The following is a 24,108-nucleotide window of genomic DNA, read 5'->3' as shown; positions in this document are numbered from 1 at the left end:
CAAAGCTTAGAAGCCGACCTCACTAGATGTTAGACACGAAGAAGGAGCGAATATTCGCCCCTTCTAGAATAGCTTAGCAAGCTAAGCCTAGCTCGATTTTCAGTGACGAAGTCAGAAACATTCGAAATACCGAAAAGTAAGCCCAAATCGAATTAACGACGTAAACCTAAAGCACCGATCAATGCAGTGTAACGACCGTGGTCTTTACCGTTTAAGTAGTCAAGTAACTTACGACGTTGGTTAACCATACGGATCAAACCGCGACGGCTATGGTGGTCGTGTTTATGCTCTTTGAAGTGACCTTGTAAGTCATTGATTTGAGCAGTTAACAAAGCAACTTGTACTTCTGGTGAACCAGTATCGTTTTCTGCACGAGCAAATTTAGCAACGATTTCTGCGCGGTCTTGGTTAGTTAAAGCCATTCGATTTCTCCGAGATGCTTAAAATAAGTAAAAAATGATAAATATCAATAGAATAATAAAATTAAATTATTGACTGCCGTGCATCACTACAGCAAGGGCTTTATTTTAAGTGAAAATCTAGACGATTGCAAAAAAAGCATGCGTGGATTGTCTTTTTTCTGAATATTGAAAAAAAATGCAAAAGCCCAAACGGTATTTTGTTTGGGCTTTTGTACGCTGTAGTTTCTTGTTTTTGCTTTTTTATTTTTATGAGCGGTCAGACCCACGCTTCTTATGGAAATTGTTAACATCCCAACTTGAGCTTGTGTTTCCATGTGTTTAATGTTCACATAAAAACTGTAAGGTACATATAGACGTTTTCTCAAGCTCTTGTAAGCAAAAACTTACATAAAAAACATGATTAAAACACTCAGGAAACAAAAAAACACCTTTTAAAATTTTAAAATTTTATATCAATCAAAGTGTTATAAATTTTATAAAAATAATACCTATGATTTTATAGATTTGAAAAATTAGAACACTCGGTACATTTTCTTACATTTTTAATTTGCGACAAGTTAACAAAAAATTGACAGGTTTAGTTTAGTTTACTTTCTTCCTGAATTGTTGACATCACAAAAATAGCAGATATAAAAAAACCCTGTAGTCTCTCCCAAAACTACAAGGTTTAGTGGCTGTAAGTTCCCTGCGTGTGACTCACGTCCTGTAAGTTCGCTGTCTATAGACTCTTATTCTTCTTATACGATTATGATTTAGCTTTCCATGCTAAATCAATTTAGCATCGCCATAGTACCTAAAATTAGAGTTGAGCAGCTATCCGCCAATTTCCCTATTTAATGTAAGCCATTGCTTACATTGCGTCTGATTATCAAAAAAAACTTTACTATTCTCATAATTGTTCAATTTTTCTAACCAAACCACTCTGTCTAACGGTCTGGCAGGTTAATGCCTGAGCAAATGCAGCCCGATCGACGAGCAATGATACTACTTTTTTGGCACGGGTAATCGCCGTGTAAATCAGCTCTTGACTCAACAATTTTTCCGCAGGAGCATCGAGCACTACAGCAGTATGTGCAAATTCAGAGCCTTGTGATTTATGGATTGTCAGGGCAAATGCAGTTGCGATATTTTTAGGCAAACGCTGTGCAATAATCCATTTTTGCAAACTCGGAAAAAACACTTCAAACTGCTGAGCATCTGTGCGGTGTAAAAAACAGATGCCAATATCACCGTTAGCAAGTCCTAGCTGATCATCATTTTCTGTCATCATGACGGGTCTTCCCACATACCAATCACCGATCTGTTGCGTATAAGGGAGTAATGCCGCTAATAACTGTCTTTGCATAAATAGGTTAATGGCATTTAACCCCAGTTCTCCATAATGAATCGCGGTCAAAATACGGTACTGATCAAAACTCGCGATCACTTGTTCAACATCGGCTTGCGAACGCTCACTTTGTAAATAGGCAATCAGGCTATGTTGATAGCTTTGAAAGCCCGTCCAGAGCTGTTGCAAGGTCTGCTCAGTCGAAGTTTCCGCATTTAAATACTGAAGCTGGATATGATCTTTAACAATTTGAGTCAGGTCGATGCTGTCTAACTGCCCTGCACTCACCACTTCTTGTTCAAACTGAACCAATACCTGTGTTGCATCAAGCTGTCGGGCAGTCACCTCTTGAATGAAACGTGCCATTTTCCCAATCAAAGCATCATCACTAAAACGTCGACTCGTCACTAAGTTGACACGGCAGCCCTGTAACTTTTGTGTTTGCTGTAAATCCGCCAATACTGAACCGACATCGACCGATGCCAACTGCTGTGCATCGCCCAATAAAATCAGGCGAGCGTGATCGGGAATGGCTTCAAACAATAAAGTCGCCAAATTTAGATCCAGCATTGAGGCTTCATCGACCACAATCAAGTCATAAGGCAAAGGTTGCTGCGCTGTATATTTGGCTTTGCCTTGTAGACCAATCCCCAATAACCGATGCAAGGTGACAGGTTTTAACAGCAATAGTTCAGGCTGAATTAAGCCTTGTTTTTGCAGCTCAGGGTCATTAAAAGATCCTTGCAAAGCTTCCTGCATCCGCTGCGCTGCTTTCCCTGTCGGTGCAGCCATAGCAATCCGTAAATGAGGCAAACTGTGATTTAACACAGCGACGATTCGCGCCAGCGTATAGGTTTTTCCTGTTCCTGGCCCACCTGTAATGATATTGAGTGCCGACTGCCCGACCCTCTGCAATGCTTGCTGCTGATATTGATCTGATAACAATGACGTATATGCTGAGGTATCAACCGTTGTTGGTTGTTGTTGATATAAGCGCTGAACCTGTTGGGCAAGCCGCTGCTCCAAAGCAAAATAACGATACAAAAACAAGGCTTGTCCATCATAAACAAATGGTGCGATCTGCTGTGCTGAAGACGTTAATAATTGACCAAACTGCTGTACTTGGTCAGGATAACAATTCATACAACTATCACCACGGGATTTTGCCAAAAATAATTGGCGAATCGTCATGATGAGTTCAGCATTTTCACTTGACTTTGCAACCTGATTTATCAGATACTCTGCCCACTTTTCAGACCAAGCCAAATTTTCTTGCTGTCTTGGCATCGCTTCTTTTCTCACATTGTGATCCTCAAAACTTATTCACACAGATATCAACAGAGTTATACCCATAATTGTCCACAATTTAAACTTTTGTTTTTTAAACACTTAGTAAAGTTATTCACTTTTTTCATACTGTTTGCTTAACTTTTGCATAGCCTAAAATTGCATCGAGTCGCAAAATAAACTCAGGCTCAGGTTGCCAAAAAAAACTGCCATATCCTGCTTGTGCCGACATTCCCCGCAAATACAAATAACTGGCTCCGCCCAAGTGCTGCTCAATCGCATAATTTTCTAGACGTGTCTGCAAATAACGATGCAGCGCCACCAAATAAAGACTCGCCTGTAACCAATAACTGCTTTGTGACATGTTCTGCCCAATTGCTGTTGCGTGATAGTCCTGCAAGCGATCACCCAGATAATTACTTTTATAGTCGGCGATATAAAACCGTCCCTGATGTTCGTAGACCAAATCAATTGCACCATTTAAATAGCGTGCTGATTCGACAGGATTAAACTCAGGCATATACAGTTGGTATTCTTGAAACAAAGCATGCAGGCGCTGTACCGCAAAGACCTGATCGGAGAGCGCCATAAAAAATGGAAACTCAGCCAAATGCTGTTCAGGACTTAACTGCTGCAAACAAAAATCAGCATGAATCGGAGTCGCCAAAATTTTTGCCAACCAGTCTTGGACTTCACTTAAGGCATAATCTTCTAGCACCGTATCGCTCGGTAGATCATGCCGTTGTTGATAACGTTCCAATAACTGTTGCCATAAATAAATATCATCATTTTTAAAACGGCGGCGGATTTCATACGCCCAGTCTTCATTTTGCTGAAAATCTAAATGCTCAAAAACCCCATGCAAAAAGTTCCCTGCATGGGTGCCTTGTGGAAACTGGCGTTGAATCCACGGCAACCGTTCTTGCTGAGTTGCAAATTGGACTTGTGGTGAGACCGCTTGCCATTCATCTTCAGCTGCTTGTTGCTCTCCGACGTATTCTGCCAATACATCTTTGGCTTGCTGCCGAGATAAATGCTGCGCTAATCCTGTAAAACTGGTTCGCGCTCTTGGATAAAAGCGTTTATTCGGCAAAGCCAAAGCCTGTAGCTCAGTCACAGTTTGGGTTTCAGTCGCAACAATTGGCTTAGGACATTCGGTTAACAAGACCGCCTCGGTACTGGCAGGGTGTTGAAATTCACCTGCCTGATTTTTCCAAAATGCCAAACCTGTGGTGGAGTTGCCTTTATGATCTTGCAACACGGCATAGACCCGATAACTGGCACGAGTCAGTGCGACATACCAAAGCCGATGCTGCTCGGCTTCAAGGCGTAGTTGATGCTGATCTAAATCAGCTTGTGGCAGTTTTTCTTTATCATGAATTGCGATCACGCGCTGTGCTTCAAGCTGCCCTGTCTGCGGATTAAGCTGTTCAACCGTCGAGAAGTTCAGTTGTTTATGTTGCTCGTTAAACTTGCCATCGGCATTGAGTAAAAAGACAATTTTAAACTCCAAACCTTTGGACTGATGAATAGTCATCAGTTGCACGCCTGCCGCACTGGACAGCTTGCGTTCGAGTTCCCATTCCCGATCGCTTGGTTTTTGGAGCTGGGTCATGTACCAGTGATACAGATTTTGAGCACCCTGATATTGCCCACTGTGCTGACTGAGTAATTCAGTCAGATGACGTAAATTCACCACCACCCGCTCATTGTCACGGCTTTGGCTCGCCACCACGGTTTGCCAAACATTAAAACGCTGCAACAAATACTGCCATGCTGTCAAAAAGTTGCGTGTCATCCACAACTCACGCACATGGTCAAACTCAACAATATACTGACTCAAGCCATCCGCTTGGGCTTGTAGCTCCACCAGTTGTTTCAATGTCAGACCAAACAGACGACTCAATAAAGCTCGTTTCAGTTTGGCTTCGTGGTAAGGCTCTAAAATTGCCGTGAGGACTGCCGCAACATCTTTAGCCATTGAGCTATCAAACACGCTGCGTTTAGCAGGACGATTGACCCGAATCCCCATGCGCTCCAGTACATATTGCACCTGATCCAAACCATCATGATTTTTGGACAGCACTGCAATATCATCGGCGATCAGCGCTCGTGAGCCTGTACTTTCGGCAAAATACAATTGCCCTTGTGCCGACTGATTCAACAACTGACGAATTTGCCACGCCACCTGTTCGGGAGCAGGCTGTTTTTCAGGAATACTCAGCCAACGTAACGGATGCGGATTTTCCTGATCGTGATCAATCAAGGGAGGATGTGGACGATGCCCCGCCTGCACAGGATAATAGATCACCTGTTCACCAAAATCGGGCTGTCGCAGGAACAAGGCATCTACCACTTCAACCAGTGGTCGAATCGAACGCTGGTTAAACACCAGTTGATAAAACTGACCTGCCTTTCGCGTTACATCCTGATGCGCCTTGATAAAGGTCAGCATGTCCCCACCACGAAAACCGTAAATTGCCTGTTTACGGTCACCGACCATGATCATGCAGCTTTGGCTGTAACGCTGTGGATGCCGCCAAATACTCGCCAGCATATCATCCTGATCTTGGTTGGTGTCCTGAAACTCATCCACCAAAATCAGCGGGTAACGACTTTGCACAAAAGCTGCAAATTTTTGCCCCTGCTCACCCTGTAAAGCCTCTGCCAGTGTACGGATTTGCTGCGAAAAGGTGGTTTCCCCATGTTGCTGTAACAACTGTGGCAGCCGTTTTTTGACTTCCTGACACAGGTAAAACTTCAGAAATGTGCCTGTATCTTGCAAAGACTGCTGCATGTTGGACAGACATTCCAAGACCTTCAAAAAAGCATTGAGCTGTGCATCGGCATAGAATTGTTCGGCAGCGTCCACAGGACATTTTTTAGAGAAGATTTTTTGCTGTTGAAACAGGTCTGCAAACTTGAACAGTTTATTACGGCTCTCGCTAAAACTCGGGTTAAAAAATCCTTGCCCATCTTCGTTTAAAATCAGTGACACTGCACTTGGAATCAGCTCACTCAACAGCACAGTAAAGCTGTCTTTTTTAAAATAGGTGCCGCTCACCCCTTTAAAATATTCACCTGTCGGCAAATAAAATGCCGTTAAATGACTGAGATCAAAGCCACTGAGCTGCTGACGTTGCTGCAAGAGTTCATCGGTCTGAAAATCCGTAGTTTGCACACCTTGAAACTGAGCATTACTAAAATTCAGGCTCTTTTCCACCACTTCAACATAACTGTCGACTCGCCCCAATTCGTCACTGATATACAGCCAGTCAATCAACTGCTGCGGCTGTGCCTGAATCCATTCGCGTAAAATGTCATGCACCAATTGGCGTGTGTATTGTTTAGCTTGATCCGTAATTTCGGCTCGCTCAATTTTGCCACTTTCAAAGGCAAACTCACGCAGCAACTTTTGACTAAAGCTGTCCAGTGTTCCAACAAACAGCTCATCGAGCTGGTCAATCACCAGTTTCAGCCGTTCACAAGCATAACCAACCTGATGGGCAAACTGACTCAGGATTTTGGCTTGTAAAGGATCGCTGCACTGCTCGGCAAAGGTTTGATTTTCTTCTGCGGTGTTACTGCGCCGTGCATCAAAAAATACATAACTTTCTTGTAAACGTTTACGAATACGACTTTTCAGTTCGGCTGCTGCTGCACGGGTAAAGGTGGTGGCAATTACCTGACGCGGCAAATATTGTTCCAGTAAAATCCGTACTATCAGGCTCGATAAGGTAAAGGTTTTTCCTGAACCTGCCGAAGCTTCAATCCAGTGTAAACCTTTGAATTGGATATCATGAATTGGGGTGGTTGAAATGCGAGTCGTGTTCATTAGGCATGCTCCACCGCTTGCTGGTACTGGTAAATCGGCGCATATAAGGCATAGGCAAAGCGCTGACAGGCATCTTGTAATAACAGGTCGGCATCTTGCTCCTGCAAAATAAACTGCCAGTCATCGTGATACTGGGTTGAACGATCTTCTGTGATTGAAAAGAGGCTATTGTAGTTATTGCTGCCTTGCCATTGTTTGAATAGATTTTTTTCAGGTTCAATCATCTGCATCTTGCCTTGTTCATCGGCTTGCCATTCAAGCTCTTTGCCACTTTCCAACGGTTTGAGCAGCAATGCCGCAGGTAACACCAACGGCGAAGTTTGCCCGTAGTCCCATGCCTTGAGCCATTCTTGCAGATAAGTTTGTGCCTGTGCCGAACTGAGTCCCTGACAAATCAGGGTACGATCACTAAACACCACAATCCGTTTCAAGGCTGTGCCCTGTTCACCTAAATTTAAGTAGCTGAGCCACAGTAAATATTCGAGCCATGTTTTAGCACGGCGCTCGGCACGGGCACTCGATGGGTTCAGGCTGACCCAATCTTGTTCAGGCTGTTTGGGAATCACGATACGCATGTGCAGGTTATTCCGTAAATGCAACGTTTGCCCTGTGGTGGCACTCGGTGCAGGCGCATATTGTTGTAACTGACTTAGAAGTTGCTGATGTTCCAACTGACTGAGTTGCCACGCACTGTGCTGCGTTTTGCCGACAGGCAAACGGTCTTGTAGCAATTCGGTACTTGCCGTGTCTTGCTGCTGCAAAAATTCGCGTAGGCTATAGCGCCCCAAACCATCAAGCAGCAAGGGTTCGACTTCATCAGGCAAATCCTGCATGTGCAGATTTTCCACGCCGAGCGTTTTTAGATACAACTGTGCAGGAAAAGTCATGTCATTCAGCCACTGCTGGCTATTCAGCATGATCACATCACTGTCAGATATTTCAAAAGTTTGATTGTTCCACGGCTGACGCTGCCCTGTCGCATGTTGAATTTGCTGTGCTACCGTAAACCACTGATCCCGATAACGCAAATGCTCAGGCGTAAAACCTTGTAGGTCAAAAGGTTGAAGTGGATGCACCTGATACAGACTTTGCAGATGTTGTGGAATATCCAGACCTGCATATTCCACAGTCGGCGCAATGTGAGCATCAGGCTGTTCTGACGCGACAATAAAGGCAATATGATCCAGCAGTTCTTGCAATACACTGGATGGCTGACGCACCTCACCATCATTGACATCAAAGCCATTGTAAAATAACCAAAGCTGCTCTTTGGCGAGGAGCAGTGCATCTAAAAATGCACCCTGATCATCTTCCAGACGGGAACGATCCCCCAGTTGTGGACGTAGACTTTGCATCAGATCAAATGGGGTATGGGTCTGTCGGCTTGGAAACTGTCCGCTGTCCAAATTCAGCATCACCACCAAGCGATACGGCAACGGGCGAATCTGTCCAATCTGACTAAAAGTAATCTGCCCGCTCGGTTCAGCCTGATCCAACTGACTGTCGAGCTGCTGCTGAATTTCCTGCAAAATCACCCCAAGCGGCAGACTAAAATTCTGCAAGGCGACCTGTGGCGAATGCTGCTGTTTTTGATAATGCACTGACAGGGTCAGCATACGAATCTGTTTACGCACCATTTCATAGGCTGCCCCGAGCGCAGTCACGCCTGCCTGCTGAAACTCGTGAATATCTTGCTGAATTTGATACAGCCAGTGCTCAACGGTATGATTTTGCCCGAGTTCATGCAAAATCAGCCAGTCCCGACGCAGCGCCAGATCTTCATAAATCTCGATCAAACTGGCAATCAGTTCAAAATCGCTTGGCAATACCTCTGCATAGCTCAACGTGCCTTCAAACAGTACATGTTCAGGAATAGCAATCCCAAGTGCCAAACGGTCGAGGGCAAATTTAAAACTAAAACGGTAATCCTGATCATCGGGGCTGAGCTGACGCGCCAGATGGGCTTCATCTAAACCGCGCTTAAAACCCGCTTGGGTCAATAACTGTAAGGCACGCTGCGTCTGAGTAATGTCCAAGGCATAACGCTGCTGGGTGGCAGGTAAACTCAGCCAGTCAGCGAACTGCTCAAACTGGAAACGTCCATGCGGCAACTGAATCCGCCCATACACTGCCTGCCATGCCTGAGTCATATCGAGCTGAGCCACACCGCCAATTTTGACAGGCAAATACGGTGCTTGCTGTACGTTTTGCAAACGGGGTGGCGGTGCAAAAACGCTGCGAATATGCGGTTCGAGCGCCTTGATATTCGGGGTTAAAATCAGGATATCATCCAGTCGGCGTGGCTGTTGTGCTGTACCCTCTGCCAGCCAGTGCAACAACTGATCTTTTAACACTTCGAGCTGACGTAGTGCCGAATGACAGACATGTACCTGAATCGACTGATCATCAGAGGCAAGTTCAAACTGATGCTTTTCAGGTTCCATCAGATACAAAACATCGGACTGGATTTTGCCCAATAATGTGTAGGAATATTCTTCATCGAACAGATCGACCCATTGCCCTTCTCCCCCCGAGGACAAATGCGATAACAACGAGAAATGGTCACGCGCCTGCTTGCCAAAACGAGTGAGTAATGGGTGACGAGATTCACGCGCTTCGGCATTAAAATTAAGCGTAAATTCATCAAAGAAACGTTGCAGATCGGCATCGGATGCTTGGGGATGCTTTTGCAAAAAGCGCTGCTTGACCCCAAGGTCATAGCGTTTTTTCCAGTTGGGATCGACACTGTCCGCCCAGTATTCCTGCGACGGATTGTAGTGCAAAATCACCACATCTAAGTACTGCCCCAAGCGACGTAAAAATTGCAGTTGAGTCGGTGGCAAATCCAGTACGGTAAAAATCAGCAATTGTTGCGGCAAGCGTTTCAGTGCTGCTTTACGGCGTTCTGGGTCATCTAAAATTGCCCAGAAATCCCGGTCAATTTGCTGCATCTGCACAAAGTCGGCATGAAAGACTTCCTGCCATAACCAGCGCTGCCATGCTTCAAGTTGCTGTACCTGCTCCAGTTGATAGAGTGCAATGCCATGTTCATCGGCTTGAAAGAGTTGCTCAATGTTCAGTTCACGGTTATTGCCCCACGCTTTTAGCCAGTTTTGTGGACAACTACACGGCTCATGCCAATGGTGCTGACATTGTCCCCGATAAATCATGTAGTGACTAAAGACCCGTGACACCTGCTCTGCCACCCAGTACAGCATGTTTTGTTTTTTCAGTTGCTGCTGTAGAGCTTGGCTTAAATGTGCGGCACTGTCATAAATGCGCTGCACGATGCTATACAGCGGATGCTCGGCCGACACACTGAGCTGTTCAGGTTCTATATAGGGTTTCAGGGCTTCATAAATGCGCCACTGCATCACCAGTCGTGGAATGTTGGCTTGGCGGACTTGGTCTTTATTGTCCAAGACTTGTTGATAGGCATACCATTGAAACGTCTGTATGCGCTGATGATAAAGCTGATTGGCACTAATCCCCTGATGCTGCGAAATTTGCTGCTCTAGCCACTGCTCAATGGCTTTACTCGGCACGACAAAATGCTGCTGTTTCAGCACCTGCAAGGGATGGCATTCTGCCTGACTGATCTGGGCTAACAGGGTTTGCAACAACAGTTCTAAACGCTGGCTTTGACAAACATGAATCCCCATAAATCACTTTTCTCGCTGTATTTTGTAGAATGTATGCAATCTAAACAAATTGACACATAGATTAGACTATTTCTTCCAGATCAATTATGTCATTTTTAAAAACAATATGTTGTGATCTCACTATCTGAATTGCAAGTAAAAAATAACACCGCTAAAGGTAACAACTTTATGAAAATTGAGCATATTCCCGAATCAATTGATCCCAATCTCAATTTAGACCAAGTACGCCGTGATTGCTTAGACATGGTCAAAAAACGCGCCTATTTGTCAGCAGGTGCAGCTGTGATTCCCGTGCCATTTTTAGATGTGGTGGTCGATGTCGGAATTTTATCGAAACTGATTCCTGAAATTAATGAACAGTTTGGACTCGATCGCGAGCACATCAGCGTTTATGACCCGAAAACCCGTGAAATTCACTGGCAGGAACTGCGTAAACGCGGCGTACAGTTTTCAGGGTTAATGGTGGCACGCACTGGAGTTAAAAAATCTTTCAACGGCTTTGTCGGAAAAATGCTCACCAAACAGGTGTCCAAATTTATTCCTTTAGGAGGACAGATTATTGCGGCAAGTCTGGGCTATTTGGTATTTAAAAAAATTGCCGCAGCCCATGTTGAAGACTGTTATCAGATTGCAAAACGGATTCAACTTAAGCAAAAAGCTCAAGTTGTTTCCTAAGACAGCATAAATGAGCTAGCCTGTTTTAAGCTGTTTTAACAAGGCACGCATAATTTCAAGGCGTGCCTGTCGTTTACTGTCAGTCGAAATAATATGCCACGGCGCATAAGCCGTATTGGTCAGATAAAACATATCCGAAGCAGCACTCAGATAATCGTCCCATTTTTCCCGATTGCGCCAATCTTCACTGGTAATTTTAAAACGCTTGTGCGGTGTCTGTTCGCGAATTTTAAAACGCTCTGCCTGCTCATCTTGACTGATTGCCAACCAAAATTTGATCACGATGGTTTCAGTATCGGCAAGGTCTTTTTCAAAACGGTTAATTTCTTCATAAGCGCGTTGCCACTCAAAATCTTGTGCCAAATTTTCAATACGCTCGACCAATACCCGACCATACCAAGAACGGTCAAAAATCCTGATTTGGCTAGCACTGCCGAGTTTCGTCCAAAACCGCCATAGATACGGATGGCGGAGTTCATAACGTTCAGGTGCTGCAATACAATTGATCTCATATTCACGTGGATCAAGTTTTTTAACAATTCGCCGAATTGCTCCACCTTTACCTGCGGCATCCATCCCTTCAAATACGATGACAATTTTACGTGGATTATTTTGTAAATAATCTGTGACTTTTCGGGTAATTTTTTTCAGCTCAGCTTTGTAATGTTTTTTGCTGATTTCTGGATGTGAAATATTCAGTAAGTTTTGCGGTATCGGTGCTTGTGTCCATTGATCAGCGACCCGCCCTGTATGTTTGGGTAAGTCTTTAAATGCGAGCAATAAATGCTGTGCAAACTCTCGGTTACGCTGATGCTTATTTTCACAATCCAACACAATCCAGTCATTGCTATAGCGCTGACGTAAGCGTTGTAAGTTGTCGTATTGTTTTTTATTGCGCCAGTCCAGACCATGTAATTTATGCCATTTTTCCTGAGATGGATTCATATTGTCGAGGCGCTTCTGTAGAGATTTCCACGACAAGTCAAACCAGAACTTAATCACATCGACCTGATTATTTTTCAAGTCTTGCTCAAATTTGCGCATTTGGTGAATATAGGCATCGAACATAGTGTCATCTAAAGGTTTGGACACATGCATCGCAGTATTCAGCAGGTCGTTATACCAGTTACTAAACAGCACCACCACCTGACCCTCGGCAGGGATCACCTGTGCATAGGGCTGCCAAAAGGGTTGCTGATTGCCTAAAAGCTGTGGTGGCTGTGCATTAACATATAAATAACGCGGGTCGACCCATTCACGCAGTTGTTTGACAGCTTCGCCTTTCCCCGCAAGTTCAATCCCACTGACAATAATCAGGACACTTTTACTGTGGTCTGAACCACGGCTATTGCGCAGGCGGTATTGGGCTTCAATAAGATCAAAAGAAAGTTGATGATCGTGTTTAATTTTTTCTGGTTCTACGCTCTGATTCATGCTCGGCGACCTGTGGTTTATGCTGTTTTTATCTCTAGCATGATACTACAGCTAGATTTAACTGAGACAAATCAATGCAACGCTTTCATAACGATAAACACTCAAAATAGAAAAAGGCAGGAAATCTCCCGCCTTGCTGGCTGTCTGCTCTAGACATGTTTCATCATCCCAAACCAACACATCAATTTTGAATTTAGGTGGCTAAAACTGCTTGTAGTACCTGTTGTTCAAGCTCTGCAAAACGCACACCTTTTTGACGTGGTCGGGGCAGATGAACATGAAATTGTTGAGCAATATGTCCTTTGTCGAGCAAGATAATACGATCTGCCAGTTGCACCGCTTCACTGACATCATGGGTGACTAAAATGGCAGTAAAGCCTTGTTCACGCCATAATTTTTCGATCAGATTCTGCATGTCTAATCGCGTCAAGGCATCCAGTGCGCCAAGCGGCTCATCGAGCAATAAAATTCGTGGACGATGTGCCAGTGCCCGCGCCAATGCTGAACGCTGACGTTGCCCACCCGAAAGTTGACTGGGCCACAGTTTGGCTTTTTCTTTGAGTCCAACTTTTTCCAGTAAAGCAATCGCCTGCTCAGACTGTTGTTTCGGCAAACCGAGTTTGACATTGTCCTCAATGCTTTTCCACGGCAGTAAACGCGGGTCTTGGAACATCACCCGAATATCATCGGGCTGAATCGCCGCCGTCTGTGCAGGCGCAGTAAAACTGATTTTGCCCTGACTGGTCTGTTCTAGCCCTGCGACTAAACGCAGCAAGGTACTTTTACCACAGCCACTACGCCCCACAATCGCCAGAAACTCCCCTGCCTGAATCTCCAGATTGAGATTTTCCAGTACCGTGACGCTGCCATAGTATTTGTTGAGTTGTTGAATATGAATCTCGGCACCTGTCGTCGGTGCAAGCTTTGACTTGGGTGCAGTGACCAACTCATCTGCATAATCTGCAACACTTAAATCCGTCATGATGCTCTCCTCAATCGTGTTGATAACCCGCATGCCAGCGTAGTAAATAACGTTCTAGATATTGGGCAAAAACATCCGCCAGTTTACCCAGTAAGGCGTAGAGTAGAATCCCGACCAAAACCACATCGGTTTGCAAAAATTCACGGGCATTCATGGTCATATACCCGATGCCTGCCTGTGCAGAAATGGTTTCCGCAACGATTAATAAGACCCAGACCAAACCCAGTGCAAAGCGTAAACCGACTAAAATCGAGGGCATCGCGCCGGGTAAAATAATGTCTTTATACAACTGCCAACGGGTCAAACCGTAGCTTTTGCCCATTTCAATCAACTGCGGATCGACGGAGCGGATGCCATGATAAGTATTGATATAAATCGGGAAAAATACGCCAATCGCTACCAAGAATAGTTTTGCCGATTCATCAATCCCGAACCATAAAATCACCAAAGGAATGAGCGCCAGTGCAGGAATATTACGAATCATCTGCAAGGTGGTATCTAAGAGCGTTGAGGCAATTTTCGATGAACCATTGAGCAATCCAAGCAACAAGCCCAAACCACCACCGACCAATAAACCGAGCAAAGCACGCCCTGCACTGATCTTGACGTGATGCCAAAGCTCACCACTCACAGACAACGACCAAAAGGCGCTAAGCACAGCCGATGGCGCAGGTAAAATCCGACTCTCCAATAATCCTGTGACCGAAGCGACTTGCCAGAAAATCACCAGTGCCACAGGCACCAGCCAAGGCAACGTGCGTTGCCCAAGCCGTTTTACCACTTGGGTCATACCGCCTCCTCTGCCCGCTGACGTTTTTTGTCTTCATCAGGCACATAGTTGTTGGCAATAATCTCGCCAAAAGGTCCAGTCAAATTGGGCTGTGACAGTTTTTTACGGGTTTCTAAAGGCAATAATGGGAATACCAATTCAGCAAAACGAATCGATTCTTCCAAATGTGGATAACCCGAGAAAATAAAGGTATTGATGCCCAAATCGGCATATTCTTGGATACGTGCCGCCACCGTTTCAGGATCACCCACCAAGGCTGTCCCTGCACCGCCACGCACCAAGCCAATGCCTGCCCATAAGTTGGGCGATACTTCCAGTTTGTCACGGCGACCACCATGCAAAGCAGCCATACGCTGCTGACCCACCGAATCCATTTGCGAGAATTTCTTCTGTGCAGCTGCAATGGTATTGTCATTGACATATTGAATCAGTTCATTCGCCGCTGCCCATGCCTGTTCATTGGTTTCACGCACAATCACATGCAGACGGATACCGTAATTTAAGCTGCGTCCTTTGGCTTCGGCTTTGGCACGAACCACGGCAATTTTTTCTTTGACCGCAGCAGGTGGCTCACCCCAAGTCAGGTAGGTATCGACCTGTTCTGCCGCCAAATCAATTGCTACATCGGAAGAACCCCCAAACCACAGCGGTGGATACGGTTGTTGTACAGGAGGATAAAGCAGTTTGGCATCATCGACATTTAAGTGTTTACCGTGGAAACTGAATGATTCACCTGTATGCGAACGGGTTAAAACTTCACGCCAGATTTTCACGTATTCATTGGCTGTTTCATAACGGGTAGCATGGTCTTCATACAAGCCATCGCCTTTCAGCTCTTGCTCGTCGCCCCCTGTCACCAAGTTGAGCAGCACACGACCATTGGACAAGCGGTCAAAAGTTGCTGCCATACGTGCTGCCAAGGCTGGAGTGGTCACCCCTGGGCGCAGCGCCACCAAGAATTTCAGATTTTGCGTGGCATCAATCAGGCTTGCCGCAGTAATCCACGGATCTTCACAAGAACGTCCTGTTGGAATAAGCACCCCTTCATAGCCCAAGTTGTCGACCGCAACGGCAATCTGCTTCATATAGGCATGATCCACCTGACGCGCGCCTTTGCTCGTGCCTAAATAACGACTGTCACCATGAGTGGGAATAAACCAGAAAATTTTCATTGTGTTGTTCCTTTAAATGTTAAATATCGATTTTGGTCTGTGAAACCCTGAACGCGCTTAGTGCTGCGTCCAGATAATTGGGTTGATCTCGATCTGTTTAGGGATCAACTTCTCTTGATAAAAACGATCGGCAATCTCTTGCTGCGCCTTGACCACTTCAGGCATGATCGGCTGGGTCAATGACGGCTTATAGCGTTTGTCGAGTACGCGCTGAGCGATGTCCGCATTTAAACCTGTCGCGTCTTGATACAGTTTCAACGACTCCTGAGGATGATCGACAATCCACTGCGCGGCATGATTCAGCGTGTTTAAAAACTGCTTGGTTTCCTGTGAATGGGCTTTGACAAAATCAGGATTGCCAATCACAAAGTTATAGGTGGTTTCAAACGCTGTGCCGTCAATAATCGGACGGGCATGCCCTTGTACTTCTGCTGCACTGTAGAACGGTTCCCAAATAGCCCATGCATCGACTGATTTTTTATCTAGTGCAGCACGCGCATCGGCAGGCGCTAACCAAATCGGTTGAATGTCATTCCACGTCAGATTGGCTTTCTTCAAAACTCGCCCAAGCAAGTCATGAGCGCTTGAGCCTTTTTGTACCGCAATGCGTTTGCCTTTTAAGTCCGCAATGCTTTTGATCGGGCTGTCATTGGGTACCAGAACCGCTTGCCATTTCGGATGAACATTTTCATAACCGACATACACAATGCCTTTATCTGCCGCTTGGGCAAAAATCGACGGGGTATTGCCGACTGTACCCAAATCCACCGCACCCACAGCTAAAGCTTCAAGCATTTGTGGCCCCGCGGGGAATTCTTTCCATTCAATCTTGGTTTTTGGAAACTCTTTTTCCAGCAAGTGCTGCTGTTTTAAAACAATTGAATTTAAAGATGATTTTTGAAAGCCAATACTCAGGGTTTTCAGTTCATTGTTCTGACTGGCTGCGGGTGCAGAGGCTTGTGTAGGGGCAGTTTCAGACTTTTGGCATGCTGCAAGCAACACCGTGACGCTGCTCAATGCAATCAGGCTGGTGGTTCGTAAATAGCTCATGTCTGTCCCCATTATTTGGTCGGTGCGCTTAAAATCGCATCTTGAATATGAATTTGATTTGGAATCAGTTTTTGTTGATAGAACGCATCAGCCACTTGCTGTTGTTCTGCGATCACTTGCTTAGAAATTGGGGTCACGCCAAAGCCCATACGCGAGATTGAAGTTTTCAACACGCCATAATCTAAACCTGTTGGTTTTTCTAATAATTTTGCTGCTTCATCCTGATGAGTCTTGACCCATTCGGTGGTTTGGTTCAGCTCTTTCACCACAGTGTTAAACACTTGTGGATTGTTTTGTGCAAACTTGCGATCAGCTAAATAGAACTGGTGATTGCTCACCAAGTTTTGCCCTGTCGACAACACGCGTGCCCCCAGTTGCTGCTGCGCTGCGGCAAAGAACGGATCCCAAATTACCCAAGCATCTATCGCACCTTTTTCAAAGGCAGCGCGAGCATCGGCAGGCGGCAGATACACCACTTGAATGTCATTTAAGCTGAGGTGATTGGCTTCTAGAACTTTGAGCAGCAAATAATGCACATTCGAGCCTTTGTTCAAGGCAATACGTTTGCCTTTTAATTGCTGAATCGAATGGATATTGGAAGTTTTCGGTACAATCAGCGCTTCTGCCTGAGGGGCAGCAGGCTGGTTTGCGACATAGACCAGATTGGCGCTCGCCGCTTGAGCAAAAATAGGCGGCGCTTCACCTGATTCACCAATCACCACACTGCCAACATTCAGACCTTCAAGTAACTGAGGCCCCGCAGGAAACTCAACCCATTTCACCTGAACGCCTTGTGCCTGCAAGGTTTTTTCTAGGTCGCCACGCGCTTTGACAATCGGTAATAGACCATACTTCTGAAAGCCAATACTTAAAGTTTTTAGCTCGGTTTTCAGTTGCGATGCTGCCTGTGCATTGCCCTGTGGCTGTTCAGCAGGTTTGCTACATGCGCTCAGCGCCAAACTTAAACCTGTACAACCAATCACTGACCACTGTTGAATACGATTCATCTTGTTTACATCCTCAATATTAAGTTAATTCAAAAATATGTTGATAAAATTCAGTTACATTCGAGCAAACTGACAACACATCGCTGGCATAACCGCAAAGGATGGAAGATGAATAGATGACACCGCGAAGGTGCGAAGTGGTACACAGCGATTCATGGCTTTCTGCGCTCTTTCGACAAAAACGATCTGGAAGCCCATACCTTAATGCTTTGTCTTTTTTAGCAAAATAAAGAAAAAGTGGGATAATTATGAAATTTTCTGCATAAGATATTTTCTGCAAAGTTTTACAGAATTCGTGCTAAAGCGGCTTTGGCCTAATTCAACAATTAGAATGAAAAATTATTGTTATACATATATTTAGATATCTTTAATTTTTATAAAGACGCTCCAGCTGAATGATAAGCCTCCTGCTCAGCCACGTTCCTTGTGGCTTTTTAAGCTATGCATAGCAGAATTTCAGATATAACTTTTAGCGGCTTTGCCAAAAACTCAGTTGTAAATCAGCCGTTTCCTGCTCCAGTTCAGCCACAGGGCCAATCAATTCAATGTCTTTTTGTCCATGTGCAAACACATACGCTGAAGGTACGCTCATGGTTGGGTTTTCACTGTGATTGCCTGTACATTCCAGTAACCGTGCTTCACTCATGCCATACACCACCCGCCCGATGTTGGCCCAGTAAATGGTGCCTGCACACATGCAACACGGTTCAACAGCAGTATATAAAGTGCATTGCCATAAATATTCAGGTGGATAATTTGTGGCAGCGACTCGCGCCAGTGTCGATTCAGCATGATTGACCGTATCGATATTGCACTGGGTCAGTAAAACCGTTTCGTGGTCAGGTGCGACCAGTACCGCACCAAAGGGATGATGCCCTAAAGAAATGGCGCGTTTCCCCACATCATTGGACAAGCGTAAAAAACGTAAAATTTGTTCGGAATTGGGTGTCGACATGGGGTTTCCTTAAGCTGAGCCTGTGATGGCTCAGACTGATTCAATCGTATTAAAATTTTGTATGTAGATACGTTTCGATATAAAAAACAGGTTGTGAAAATTGAAGCTCACGATATAAAGAATTTGAATCTTACCCACGATGAACTTAGATGACAGGCGGCATGGATGCCGCCACGTTGTACTGCGTTATAGGGACATAACGTCAGTACAACAAAGGATTTTTGTTACTTTTCATCCCTGAAAAGTAAAGGAATACATTCACTTAAATATCAAATTGCTATCCCTAGATTCGATCATTAACTCAAACTAAGGCAAAAAGGTCTTACCCAACGAAGCAGGCAAATTCATCTTTAACAACTTCTTATCCCGAGAAATCAGCACCAACACCAAAATGGTCGCCACATACGGCAATGCAGCTAAAAACTCGGTTGGCACATTGATGCCGAGCGCCTGAGCATGTAGCTGTAAAATGGTCACGCCACCAAACAGATACGCGCCCAACAGCAAACGCGCAGGTTTCCATGCCGCAAACACCACCAACGCAATCGCAATCCAACCACGACCTGCCACCATGTTTTCAATCCACATCGGGGTATAAACCGTCGATAAAAATGCCCCGCCAATCCCTGCCATCGCACCGCCAAAAAGCACAGCACCATAACGGATCGCCAACACGTGATAACCCATGGCATGTGCGCTTTCAGGCGACTCACCCACAGCTTTGAGCAGCAAGCCCAAACGGGTTTTTGCCAGTACCCACCACACCAGCACAAAAGCCAGTAAAGACAGATACACCACATAGTTTTGCTGAAACAAAATTGGGCCAATAAACGGAATCTTGGACAGCACAGGCACATTCATATTTTGCAGCCCCGGCAATGCCTGACTAACATAGTTCTGCCCAATAAAAGAGGACATTCCCATGCCAAAAATGGTCAGTGCCAAGCCACATGCCGACTGATTGGTGCTGAGGGACAAACTGAAAAAGGCAAAAATCAGTGCCATGAACATACCTGCACCCGCACCGACCCACAGCGCGCTAAATACACTCAGATCAAACTGAACCGAAAGTGCAAATGCGGCAATCGCGCCCACCAACATCATGCCTTCAACCCCGAGGTTAATCACCCCAGTACGCTCTGCCACCAGTTCGCCCAAACCTGCAAAAATCAAAGGAGTCGCAGCAGCAACAGTGGTCGCTAAAATTGCGGTGACTTCTAACATATCCGTATTCTCCTTTTAGCCTTGGGTTGCCAGCACAGTCGGTTTGGTTTTCTTTTTCAAGAAGCGGTATTTATTTTCAATAAAGGCATCGGCTGCCAGTAAAAACATCAACAATAAACCTTGGAATACGCCTGCAATCGCCACAGGAAGTTGCAACTGCATTTGTGCCATTTCCCCGCCCAAGTAAATCAGCGCCATCAGAAATGCCGAGAGTACAATCCCGATCGGGTTTAAGCGCCCCAAATACGCCACAATAATCGCAGCATAGCCATACCCTGGCGACAAGTTTGGATTGAGCTGACCAATCGGCCCTGCCACTTCACAAATCCCCGCCAAACCCGCCATCAAACCCGACAAAATCAGGCTAAACCACACGGTTTTTTTCGCTGAAAAACCTGCATATTGCGCTGCCGCAGCGGCTTGTCCACTAACTTCGAGCTGAAACACCTGCATGCTTTTTTTCACGAAAATCCAGAACACAATTACCAACAGCAAAGTTAAAAATACCGAGGCATTAATCCGTGTCGTTTCAGTAATCAACGGCAATAAACTTTGATCACTGAACATCACTGATTGCGGGAAGTTCATGCCATTTGGGTCACGCCAAGGCCCATTAATCAAATACAGTAAAATAAAGCCCGCGACATAATTCAGCATCAGCGTAGTCAGGGTTTCTTCGGCATTAAATGCGGTTTTCAGTAAGGCTGGAATTGCGCCCCAGACTGCGCCTCCGAGTGCGCCCATCATCAGCATCAGTGGCAATGTCCATGCGCCTTCATGCCCATAACATAAAATGGCAACGCCACCACCAAAGATCGCGCCCATGGTCAACTGACCTTCCGCCCCGATATTAAACAGCTTGGCACGAAAACCGATCGACAGCCCCAAGGCAATTAAAATCAGAGGACTGGCTTTGACCACCAGTTCACTCCAACCGTACATGGTGGTGAGTGGCTCAATAAAGAAAATGTATAAAGTTTTCAGCGGTGCATAACCAAGAAAACGAAACAGAATCATGCCGACCAATAAGGTAAAGACAATCGCTAAAACGGGCGACAACCATTTCATTAAACGAGATGGATATTCGCGGGGTTGTAATAAATGCATGTCCTTATCCTCAACTCATCTCAGCCACAGGGGCAGACTGCATCTGCTCGTGCTGGTTTAATCCTGACATCAATAAGCCGATCTGTTCGGCATTGGTACTGGCGGTTGGCATGGCAGTCGACAGTTTGCCCTGCGCCAATACACAAATTCGGTCACTAATTTCAAATAATTCTTCGAGTTCTTCCGACACCACCACAATCGCCACGCCTTGTCGGGACAGGTCTATCAGGGTTTGCCGAATAAACATGGATGCGCCAATATCGACCCCCCATGTCGGCTGAGAGATAATCAACACTTCAGGGTTTTGCAGAATTTCACGCCCGACAATAAATTTCTGTAAATTCCCGCCTGACAGCGAGCGTGCTTCTGCGGCTGCACCACTGGCTTTCACGGTAAATTTCTCAATGCACTGTTCGGTAAAAGCTTTGACTTTGGCAAAGTTGATCAACTTAAAACGCGTCAACCCTTTACGATGCGCAGTCAGCAAGGCATTTTGCGAGAGGGTCATATTCGGTACCGCACCGCGTCCCAAACGCTCCTCAGGCACAAAACCCAGACCAATATCACGGCGTTTGCCTGCATTCAGCGAGTTGATCCGTTGCCCTTTCAACAAAATTTCACCGTGTTTGGCAAGGGTTTCTCCCGACAACAAACTCAGTAATTCCGCCTGACCATTCCCCGAAATGCCTGCAATCCCCAAAATCTCACCTGTGTTGACACTCAGATTGACGTCTTTGAGTGGCATGGCAAATGGATCATCCGAGGTAAAGCTCAGTTGCTTGACCTGAAAAATCTGCTGTGGCTCACCTGCATAAGCGGTATGGCTATAGGTTGGCAATTCACGCCCAATCATCAGGCTAGCGAGTTCACTGGTGGTTTTTTGTTTAGGATTAACATTGCCTGTGACTTTGCCTGAACGAATAATCGTGGCTTCATCACACAGCTCCTGAATTTCATGCAATTTATGGCTGATGTATAAAATCGAGACATCTTGTGCTGCAAGTTTTTTCAGGGTTTTAAACAGTTGCTTCACCGCTTGTGGGGTCAGCACCGAAGTCGGTTCATCCAAAATCAGCAACGACGGATTTTGCAATAAACAACGAATAATCTCGACCCGTTGTCGCTCACCCACCGACAAGCTATGCACCTCACGGCGTGGATCAATGGGTAAGCCATATTCTTCAGATACGGTTTTGATTTTTTCACTCAGCTGTTTCAGATCGAGGCCTTTTTCTAAACCCAAATAAATATTTTCAGCAACGGTTAGGGTTTCAAACAGCGAAAAATGTTGATACACCATGCCAATGCCCAACTTTCGCGCCATCGAGGGGCTGTCGATGCTTTCTTCTTTACCATTCCAGACCAGCGAACCTTGGTCGGCTTTGACTGCACCATAGATGATTTTCATCAGGGTGCTTTTACCTGCACCATTTTCACCCAGTACCGCGTGGATCTGCCCTGGCATTACCTTTAAATGAATCTGGTCATTGGCTTTGAGGGAGTTATAGCTTTTGCTTACCCCGATAAGCTCTAAACGTGGAACTGTGGTCATTGTCTAAATCACCCATGCTTTCAATTTCTTCATTCGTACTTGTTGTTCTAATTTGCAAGCTCTATGCCAAAAAAATGCACCCAAGTTGCGGACAACTGGGTGCAGGAGTAAAGCGCTGAGTAATTATTTTGGCAGGGATCCTTCGACACCTTTCACGTAAAAATTCATTTTACTTAAAGTATCATCGGAAAGTTTGCTGCCTTTGGCAACCACCACAGTACCTGCTTGGTTATAGATTGGGCCATCGAATGGATGTTTTTGACCTTTATGGATCGCATCACGCACAGCCAATGCTTTGGCTTTTAAAGGTGCAGGTACGGCTGGGCCAAAGTTTTCGATGTCAATTGCCCCTTGTGGTACACCCCACCAGATTTTGCTTGGTTTCCATGTTTTATTGGCAATCTGGTTTAACAGCGGCACATAGATTTTTTCCCAGTGAATCACCGAAGCCGCCAATTGGGCTTTTGCACCGAACTTGCTCATGTCTGAATCCCAGCCAAAAGCATAAACGCCTTTTTGCTGTGCAGCCTGAACCACGGCTGGCGAGTCAGTATTTTGCATGAGGACATCCGCGCCTTGAGAAATTAAAGCCAATGCCGCATCACGTTCTTTGCCTGGGTTAAACCATGAGTTCACCCAAATCACTTTGGTTTTGATTTTTGGATTGACGCTTTGCGCACCTAAAGTAAAGGCATCGATGTTACGCACTACTTCAGGAATCGGGAACGATGCCACAACCCCTAACGTATTTGATTTGGTTTTGCCACCTGCCACAACCCCGAGCAAGTATGCCCCTTCATAGGTACGAACATCGTAAGTGCCCATGTTTTTACCCATTTTGTAGCCTGTTGCATGCATAAAAATGGTGTTCGGGAACTGGCGAGCAACTTTTTCCATTTGGTTCATATAACCAAACGATGTCCCGAAAACCACTTTATTGCCTTGCTGTGCAAGGTTACGGAACACACGCTCCGCATCGGCAGTTTCAGGAACATTTTCAATATGCGATGTCGTAAATTTACCGCCAAGCGCTTTCTCAGCTTTAATACGCCCTTGGTCATGCGAATAAGTCCAACCGTGATCGCCTGTTGGCCCGATATAAACAAATGCTGCTTTTTCCGCAGCATGCGTTGCTTGCAGGCTGCCTACGCACATAGACCCGACTGCTACAACCGCTGTAGCCAGTTTTTTTAACTTCGATGAAATTGGCATTCTTGTCTTTCTCCTCATAATGTATGTCTTGCAAGCTGAAGCATTCACGACATGTGTGACAGGATTAAAGCAATATCCATTCCAATATTTGGCATTTCGCTGTTTATTGTTTTTATCATTTGGTCTTGTTGAAATTACTGCTTTTTTAGGAAAAATTGCTAAAATAAAAGAGAGGTTTCCAACTATTAGAAACAATATTTTAATTATTTTTGGGGTTAAAAATGAGTCATTTCAATACATCAAATTCAGCCATTATTGCTCAAGCCAAACAGTTGTTACTTGAGTCATTAATGTGGTTCCGTTAATTAGACCACTCAATTCAGTTTTATAAGTGATAAATCCGCTCTAAATATTTAAATTATGCTGCCATTACTTTTAGTAAATGTTGATCATAAAATTCATTCGGTGTGGCCTT

At 45.2% G+C, this 24,108-nt stretch carries 18 protein-coding genes; 2 read left to right on the top strand and 16 right to left on the bottom strand.

Going from position 1 to position 24,108, the window contains the following annotated elements:
* Positions 1-152: 152 nt before the first annotated feature.
* From rpsO to GBN19_RS07420, 5 genes are all read right to left on the bottom strand, one after another.
* Complete coding sequence (gene rpsO / locus GBN19_RS07440) at positions 153-422, bottom strand: 30S ribosomal protein S15 (protein ID WP_004749819.1); 270 nt, start codon at positions 420-422, stop codon at positions 153-155.
* 86 nt (positions 423-508) lie between these two features.
* On the bottom strand, positions 509-736 hold the full coding sequence (locus tag GBN19_RS07435; protein ID WP_151777684.1) for a hypothetical protein: 228 nt from the start codon (positions 734-736) through the stop codon (positions 509-511).
* A gap of 575 nt (positions 737-1,311) precedes the next feature.
* Complete coding sequence (recD, locus tag GBN19_RS07430) at positions 1,312-3,036, bottom strand: exodeoxyribonuclease V subunit alpha (protein WP_151777695.1); 1,725 nt, start codon at positions 3,034-3,036, stop codon at positions 1,312-1,314.
* A 124-nt stretch (positions 3,037-3,160) separates the two neighbouring features.
* Entirely contained in the window at positions 3,161-6,871 is a 3,711-nt protein-coding gene (locus tag GBN19_RS07425; RefSeq protein WP_151777683.1) for a UvrD-helicase domain-containing protein, read from the bottom strand.
* Positions 6,871-10,533, bottom strand: a complete 3,663-nt coding sequence (locus GBN19_RS07420) for an exodeoxyribonuclease V subunit gamma (RefSeq protein WP_151777682.1) — start codon at positions 10,531-10,533, stop codon at positions 6,871-6,873. Before GBN19_RS07420 ends, GBN19_RS07425 begins: the two co-directional genes overlap by 1 nt.
* Before the next feature lie 168 nt (positions 10,534-10,701).
* Between GBN19_RS07420 and GBN19_RS07415 the strand changes: the two genes are divergently transcribed.
* Positions 10,702-11,208, top strand: a complete 507-nt coding sequence (locus GBN19_RS07415) for a hypothetical protein (RefSeq protein ID WP_151710246.1) — start codon at positions 10,702-10,704, stop codon at positions 11,206-11,208.
* Positions 11,209-11,223: 15 nt separating this feature from the next.
* Here GBN19_RS07415 and pap read toward each other — a convergent pair whose 3' ends face one another.
* The 11 genes from pap to GBN19_RS07360 form a co-directional block, all read right to left on the bottom strand.
* Complete coding sequence (gene pap, locus GBN19_RS07410) at positions 11,224-12,642, bottom strand: polyphosphate:AMP phosphotransferase (protein ID WP_151777681.1); 1,419 nt, start codon at positions 12,640-12,642, stop codon at positions 11,224-11,226.
* Positions 12,643-12,835: 193 nt separating this feature from the next.
* Positions 12,836-13,624: an ABC transporter ATP-binding protein gene (locus GBN19_RS07405; RefSeq protein ID WP_151777680.1), complete on the bottom strand. Its 789-nt coding sequence runs from the start codon at positions 13,622-13,624 to the stop codon at positions 12,836-12,838.
* 10 nt (positions 13,625-13,634) lie between these two features.
* Complete coding sequence (ssuC, locus tag GBN19_RS07400; RefSeq protein WP_151777679.1) at positions 13,635-14,414, bottom strand: aliphatic sulfonate ABC transporter permease SsuC; 780 nt, start codon at positions 14,412-14,414, stop codon at positions 13,635-13,637.
* Entirely contained in the window at positions 14,411-15,586 is a 1,176-nt protein-coding gene (ssuD, locus tag GBN19_RS07395; RefSeq protein ID WP_151777678.1) for an FMNH2-dependent alkanesulfonate monooxygenase, read from the bottom strand. Before ssuD ends, ssuC begins: the two co-directional genes overlap by 4 nt.
* Positions 15,587-15,643: 57 nt before the next feature.
* Positions 15,644-16,636 (bottom strand): aliphatic sulfonate ABC transporter substrate-binding protein, encoded by a 993-nt coding sequence (locus tag GBN19_RS07390; protein ID WP_151777677.1) that lies wholly within the window; start codon positions 16,634-16,636, stop codon positions 15,644-15,646.
* Positions 16,637-16,647: 11 nt separating this feature from the next.
* Positions 16,648-17,643: a sulfonate ABC transporter substrate-binding protein gene (locus tag GBN19_RS07385; RefSeq protein WP_151777676.1), complete on the bottom strand. Its 996-nt coding sequence runs from the start codon at positions 17,641-17,643 to the stop codon at positions 16,648-16,650.
* A gap of 469 nt (positions 17,644-18,112) precedes the next feature.
* Positions 18,113-18,598, bottom strand: coding sequence for a nucleoside deaminase (locus GBN19_RS07380; RefSeq protein WP_151710253.1), 486 nt, complete (start codon positions 18,596-18,598; stop codon positions 18,113-18,115).
* A 306-nt stretch (positions 18,599-18,904) separates the two neighbouring features.
* Positions 18,905-19,822, bottom strand: a complete 918-nt coding sequence (locus tag GBN19_RS07375; RefSeq protein ID WP_151777675.1) for an ABC transporter permease — start codon at positions 19,820-19,822, stop codon at positions 18,905-18,907.
* Positions 19,823-19,837: 15 nt separating this feature from the next.
* Positions 19,838-20,929, bottom strand: coding sequence for an ABC transporter permease (locus GBN19_RS07370; protein ID WP_111895387.1), 1,092 nt, complete (start codon positions 20,927-20,929; stop codon positions 19,838-19,840).
* A 10-nt stretch (positions 20,930-20,939) separates the two neighbouring features.
* Positions 20,940-22,481, bottom strand: a complete 1,542-nt coding sequence (locus GBN19_RS07365; RefSeq protein ID WP_151777674.1) for an ABC transporter ATP-binding protein — start codon at positions 22,479-22,481, stop codon at positions 20,940-20,942.
* A gap of 123 nt (positions 22,482-22,604) precedes the next feature.
* Entirely contained in the window at positions 22,605-23,636 is a 1,032-nt protein-coding gene (locus tag GBN19_RS07360) for a BMP family ABC transporter substrate-binding protein (RefSeq protein WP_228271230.1), read from the bottom strand.
* A gap of 85 nt (positions 23,637-23,721) precedes the next feature.
* Between GBN19_RS07360 and GBN19_RS07355 the strand changes: the two genes are divergently transcribed.
* Complete coding sequence (locus GBN19_RS07355; protein ID WP_151777672.1) at positions 23,722-23,976, top strand: hypothetical protein; 255 nt, start codon at positions 23,722-23,724, stop codon at positions 23,974-23,976.
* Positions 23,977-24,108: the final 132 nt, after the last annotated feature.

The organism is Acinetobacter brisouii, assembly GCF_008993995.1.
In the GTDB taxonomy this organism is placed as follows: Bacteria; Pseudomonadota; Gammaproteobacteria; order Pseudomonadales; family Moraxellaceae; genus Acinetobacter; species Acinetobacter brisouii_A.
This window is presented reverse-complemented; position numbering and strand designations above follow the sequence as displayed.

Bases quoted from the DNA above. Each gene is read 5' to 3' on its own strand.
- rpsO (WP_004749819.1), bottom strand. From the start codon at position 422: ATGGCTTTAACTAACCAAGACCGCGCAGAAATCGTTGCTAAATTTGCT.
- GBN19_RS07435 (WP_151777684.1), bottom strand. From the start codon at position 736: ATGGAAACACAAGCTCAAGTTGGGATGTTAACAATTTCCATAAGAAGC.
- recD (WP_151777695.1), bottom strand. From the start codon at position 3,036: ATGCCAAGACAGCAAGAAAATTTGGCTTGGTCTGAAAAGTGGGCAGAG.
- GBN19_RS07425 (WP_151777683.1), bottom strand. From the start codon at position 6,871: ATGAACACGACTCGCATTTCAACCACCCCAATTCATGATATCCAATTC.
- GBN19_RS07420 (WP_151777682.1), bottom strand. From the start codon at position 10,533: ATGGGGATTCATGTTTGTCAAAGCCAGCGTTTAGAACTGTTGTTGCAA.
- GBN19_RS07415 (WP_151710246.1), top strand. From the start codon at position 10,702: ATGAAAATTGAGCATATTCCCGAATCAATTGATCCCAATCTCAATTTA.
- pap (WP_151777681.1), bottom strand. From the start codon at position 12,642: ATGAATCAGAGCGTAGAACCAGAAAAAATTAAACACGATCATCAACTT.
- GBN19_RS07405 (WP_151777680.1), bottom strand. From the start codon at position 13,624: ATGACGGATTTAAGTGTTGCAGATTATGCAGATGAGTTGGTCACTGCA.
- ssuC (WP_151777679.1), bottom strand. From the start codon at position 14,414: ATGACCCAAGTGGTAAAACGGCTTGGGCAACGCACGTTGCCTTGGCTG.
- ssuD (WP_151777678.1), bottom strand. From the start codon at position 15,586: ATGAAAATTTTCTGGTTTATTCCCACTCATGGTGACAGTCGTTATTTA.
- GBN19_RS07390 (WP_151777677.1), bottom strand. From the start codon at position 16,636: ATGAGCTATTTACGAACCACCAGCCTGATTGCATTGAGCAGCGTCACG.
- GBN19_RS07385 (WP_151777676.1), bottom strand. From the start codon at position 17,643: ATGAATCGTATTCAACAGTGGTCAGTGATTGGTTGTACAGGTTTAAGT.
- GBN19_RS07380 (WP_151710253.1), bottom strand. From the start codon at position 18,598: ATGTCGACACCCAATTCCGAACAAATTTTACGTTTTTTACGCTTGTCC.
- GBN19_RS07375 (WP_151777675.1), bottom strand. From the start codon at position 19,822: ATGTTAGAAGTCACCGCAATTTTAGCGACCACTGTTGCTGCTGCGACT.
- GBN19_RS07370 (WP_111895387.1), bottom strand. From the start codon at position 20,929: ATGCATTTATTACAACCCCGCGAATATCCATCTCGTTTAATGAAATGG.
- GBN19_RS07365 (WP_151777674.1), bottom strand. From the start codon at position 22,481: ATGACCACAGTTCCACGTTTAGAGCTTATCGGGGTAAGCAAAAGCTAT.
- GBN19_RS07360 (WP_228271230.1), bottom strand. From the start codon at position 23,636: ATGTGCGTAGGCAGCCTGCAAGCAACGCATGCTGCGGAAAAAGCAGCA.